Source organism: Nguyenibacter vanlangensis (genome assembly GCF_013376155.1).
GTDB classification, from domain to species: domain Bacteria; phylum Pseudomonadota; class Alphaproteobacteria; order Acetobacterales; family Acetobacteraceae; genus Gluconacetobacter; species Gluconacetobacter vanlangensis.
The window spans coordinates 1-4,234 of record NZ_JABXXP010000236.1 but is presented as its reverse complement, the minus strand read 5'-3'; the positions used below and the strand labels follow the sequence as shown (position 1 = coordinate 4,234).

Sequence of the window (4,234 nt, the reverse complement as noted above, 5' to 3'; positions counted from 1 at the left end):
GACGGCGCCGCGCAGTTCGGGCAGGCCGGTCAGCGGCGGATACTGGTTGCGCCCGTCGCGCAGGGCGGCGCAGGCGGCCTCGATCATGTCGGCGGGGCCCTCGGTGTCGGGGAAGCCCTGGCCGAGATTGATGGCGTCATGCTGGACCGCCAGGGCCGACATGACGGTGAAGATGGTCGTCGGCAGGCCCGACAGCATGCTGTTCGGCGATTTCATGTCTTTCTTCCCCGGGATCCGCGACGTGGGGATTCCCGTTTCTGTCGTCCCGAAAAGGCGCTCGGGGCCCGATTTGCCCCTTCTGCCGCCCGATCACGCGCAGATGTGCGGAATATGCCGCCTTTTTGCAATCCGATCCGATTGCCCGGCGGCGCAACCCGTGCAACGGTAAGGTGGCAACGGGCCCCGGGTGATGCCGGGACCGCAGCGAGGACGTGACGACGCGGCATGAAGAAAATCGAAGCCATCATCAAGCCGTTCAAGCTGGACGAGGTAAAGGACGCCCTGCACGAGATCGGGCTGATGGGCATTACGGTGACCGAGGCCAAGGGCTTCGGCCGCCAGAAGGGCCATACCGAGCTGTATCGCGGGGCGGAATACATCGTCGATTTCCTGCCGAAGGTGAAGCTGGAGATCGTCTGCGCCGACGACATGGTCGAGCGCGCGGTCGACACCGTGATCGCGGCGGCCCGCACCGGCCGCATCGGCGACGGCAAGATCTTCATCCTGCCGGTCGAGGAAGCCATCCGCATCAGGACCGGCGAACGGGGCGAGGAGGCCATCTGATCCCCAGCCAGCGCGTCCTATCCCTTTCCTTTTCCGCCCGGCGGGTCCGGCGGCCCATCGGGCCGGCGCACCAGGGCCGGCGGGCACGCGGGCCCGGCAGGCTATCGACAACGGCGCCCCATTTTCGTAACCGTTTCACCGCCGTGTCGAGCGGCCCCACCAGTTAAGGCAGGTAAATCAGAATGGCCAAGAAAGCCCCGAGCGCAGTTCCGACGACGACGCCCACCTATTCCGCCGAGGCTGTCGCCAAGGTGTTCAGCCTGATCCAGGAGCATTCCGTCGAGCTTGTGGATCTGCGCTTTACCGATCCGCGCGGCAAGTGGCAGCACACGGCGCAGCATGTCTCGACGATCGAACAGGACACGTTCCGCGACGGGTTCATGTTCGACGGGTCGTCGATCGCCGGCTGGAAGGCCATCAACGAGAGCGACATGATCCTGCTGCCGGACCCGGCGACCGCGGTCATGGACCCGTTTTCGGCCAAGCCGCAACTGATCCTGATCTGCGACATCATCGAGCCCTCGACCGGGCAGTTCTATAACCGCGACCCCCGCGCGACCGCCAAGCTGGCCGAGGCCTATCTGAAGTCGACCGGGCTGGGCGACACCGCCTTCTTCGGTCCGGAAGCCGAATTCTTCGTCTTCGACAGCGTCAAGTTCGGCACCGGCCCGAATTTCGGCATTTACCAGCTGGACAGCATCGAGGGTCCGGGCGCGTCGCTGAAGGATTATCCGGAAGGCAACATGGGCCACCGTCCGGTGGTGAAGGGCGGCTATTTCCCGGTGCCGCCGGTGGACAGCGAGGCCGACCTGCGCGCCGAGATGCTGTCGACCATGGGCGAGATGGGCCTGCCGATCGAAAAGCACCATCACGAGGTCGCGCAGTCCCAGCACGAGCTGGGCACCAAGTTCGCCACCCTGGTGAAGTCCGCCGACTTCATGCAGATCTACAAATACTGCGTGCACAACGTCGCCCATTCCTACGGCAAGACGGCGACCTTCATGCCCAAGCCGATCTATGGCGACAACGGGTCGGGCATGCACGTGCACCAGTCGATCTGGAAGGGCGGCAAGCCGGTCTTCGCCGGCAACGGCTATGCCGACCTGTCCGACCAGGCGCTGTATTACATCGGCGGCATCATCAAGCACGCCAAGGCGCTGAACGCGTTCACCAACCCCTCGACCAATTCCTACAAGCGGCTGATCCCGGGCTTCGAGGCGCCGGTGCTGCTGGCCTATTCGGCCAGCAACCGCTCGGCGTCGTGCCGCATTCCGTATGCGACCAGCCCCAAGGCCAAGCGGGTGGAAGTGCGCTTCCCCGATCCGACGGCGAACCCATACCTGGCGTTCTCGGCCATGCTGATGGCCGGCCTGGACGGCATCAAGAACAAGATCCATCCGGGCGACGCCATGGACAAGGATCTGTACGACCTGCCGCCCGACGAACTGAAGCAGATCCCCACCGTCTGCGGATCGCTGCGCGAGGCGCTGCTGGCCCTGGAAGCCGACCATGAGTTCCTGCTGGCCGGCGGCGTGTTCTCCAAGGACCAGATCGACAGCTACATCGCCATCAAGTGGCAGGAAGTCTACAAGTTCGAGCACATCCCGCACCCCGTCGAGTTCGAAATGTATTACTCCGTCTGATCCGGCCGGGATCGACGGACATGGAAAGGGTGCCGGGCCGCGGGGGCCGGCACCCTTTTTCTTTGGGACGTCGCGCCGTTCAGAGCCGGGCGTGGAGACGGCCCTCGCCGGCCAGTTCGCGGCGGGTGCGGTCCAGTTCCTCGCTGTAGCGGCGCAGGGCGTGCTGTTCGGTCAGCATGCCCAGGACGATGCGGGACTCGGCGCTGTCGACCACCGCGAGGGCGTCGCTTTCGGATTGTTCGAAGCGGGCGATCGCCTCGCGCACATTCATCTGGGGCAGCAGGATGACGTCGCGATATTGGGCGAAGCGGGTCAGGTCGCCGGTTCCATCCGCATCTTCGGCATGCAGGTCGGGGGCGTACAGGTCGGGCACCTGGAGCAGCCCGACATAGCGCCCGCCGCCATCGACCAGGACGATGCGCTGGGCCGAACCCAGCGGATAGGCATGGCGGGCGGCCTGTATGGTGGTGGTGGCGCAGAGGGATTTGACGTCGCGCCGCATCATCCGCCCGACCGTCAGGGTGCGGATCCAGCCGACATCGACCGCCGAACGGATGGATTCGCCGCGCAGATGGAAGCGCCAGGTGGCGAAGGAATAGCCGAAGGTGCGGCGCACCGTCAGGCTGGAGATGACCGAGGCGACCAGCACGGCGACGGTCAGCGGCAGGCTGCCGGTCATTTCCAGCGCCAGGAAGACCATGGTCATGGGCGCGCCGACGACGGCCACGGCCATCGCGCTCATGCCCACCAGGGCGCAGAGTTCGGTCGAGGGGGCGGCGGCCGAGACCAGCGCCAGGCCGCCGCCGAAGGCCGCCCCGGTCAGCACGCCGAGATAGAGCGAGGCATAGAACAGGCCGCCGCGGAACCCGGCGCCGATCGACACCGACGAGGCGACGGCCTTCAGCGCCAGCAGCACCAGCACCCACCCGGTGGGGTGGCCCCGTTCCAGCGCGATGCGCATCGCCCAGTGGCCCGAGGACAGGACCGAGGGCGAGACCAGCGCCATCGTGCCGATGACGGCCCCGCCGACCGCCGGATGCGACCAGGCCGGCAGGCCCGAGCGGCGGAACAGGCTTTCGGCCAGGGTGACGCAATACATCAGCGCCACCCCGAGCAGGGCAGCGACGATGCCCAGCGTGGCTACCGGCAGGTAGTCGTTCAGATGCAGGCTGGCCGGCAGGATGACCGACACGCCGGGCGCCGCGCTGTGCAGCAGGTGCGTCACCCCGATGGCGCAGATCGAGGCCAGCGCTACGGGGGCCAGGTTGGCCAGCGAATAGGTGCCGATCACCAGTTCGAACGCATAGAATGCCCCGGCCAGCGGCGCGTCGAACGCCGCCCCGATGGCGCCGGCGGTGCCGCATCCGACCAGCAGGCGCAGATCCTCGCGCCGGACGCGGAACATGCGGCCGATGCGCGAGCCGGCGGCGGCGCCGATCTGGCTGAAGCCGGCTTCGAGTCCCACCGAGGCGCCGACGCTGTTGGAGAATACGGTCTGGATGGCGACGATGGCGCTGTCCCGCAGGGACATGCGGCCGCCATGCAGGGCGTTGGCCTCGATCGGGTCGACGGGACGGCCGGGGACGTACCGGGCGATGAACACGCCGAGTCCGCCGAAGGCCAGGCCGCCCAGGACGGGCACGAGCACCGCGCGCAGCGGTTCGAGGCGGTCGAGGCCGGAGATCCGTCCATCGCCCGCGGCCATGAAGAGCAGGCGGTGCGCCAGCAATGTTGCGTGGGTCATGGCGGCGACCAGCAGCCCGGCCCCCGCGCCCACGCATGCCGCCAGCATCACCAGCCAGATCTCG

General features: G+C 67.2%; 3 protein-coding genes and 1 pseudogene. 2 read left to right on the top strand and 2 right to left on the bottom strand.

Annotated features, from left to right (window positions below; all coding sequences use genetic code 11):
• Positions 1–216 (bottom strand): annotated as a pseudogene (locus HUK84_RS11430) (aminotransferase); the annotation flags it as partial.
• 228 nt (positions 217–444) lie between these two features.
• Between HUK84_RS11430 and HUK84_RS11425 the strand changes: the two are divergent.
• Both HUK84_RS11425 and glnA read left to right on the top strand, forming a co-directional pair.
• Entirely contained in the window at positions 445–783 is a 339-nt protein-coding gene (locus HUK84_RS11425) for a P-II family nitrogen regulator (protein ID WP_176640408.1), read from the top strand.
• 182 nt (positions 784–965) lie between these two features.
• Positions 966–2,426, top strand: a complete 1,461-nt coding sequence (gene glnA, locus HUK84_RS11420) for a type I glutamate--ammonia ligase (protein WP_176640407.1) — start codon at positions 966–968, stop codon at positions 2,424–2,426.
• Between the two features lie 79 nt (positions 2,427–2,505).
• On the opposite strand, the gene HUK84_RS11415 is transcribed toward glnA, so the two are convergent.
• On the bottom strand, positions 2,506–4,234 hold a 1,729-nt coding region (locus tag HUK84_RS11415; protein ID WP_176640406.1), incomplete at its 5' end, for a chloride channel protein.

What these genes read in the sequence shown, in the direction of transcription:
- HUK84_RS11425 (WP_176640408.1), top strand. Translation starts at nt 445, where the DNA reads ATGAAGAAAATCGAAGCCATCATCAAGCCGTTCAAGCTGGACGAGGTA.
- glnA (WP_176640407.1), top strand. Translation starts at nt 966, where the DNA reads ATGGCCAAGAAAGCCCCGAGCGCAGTTCCGACGACGACGCCCACCTAT.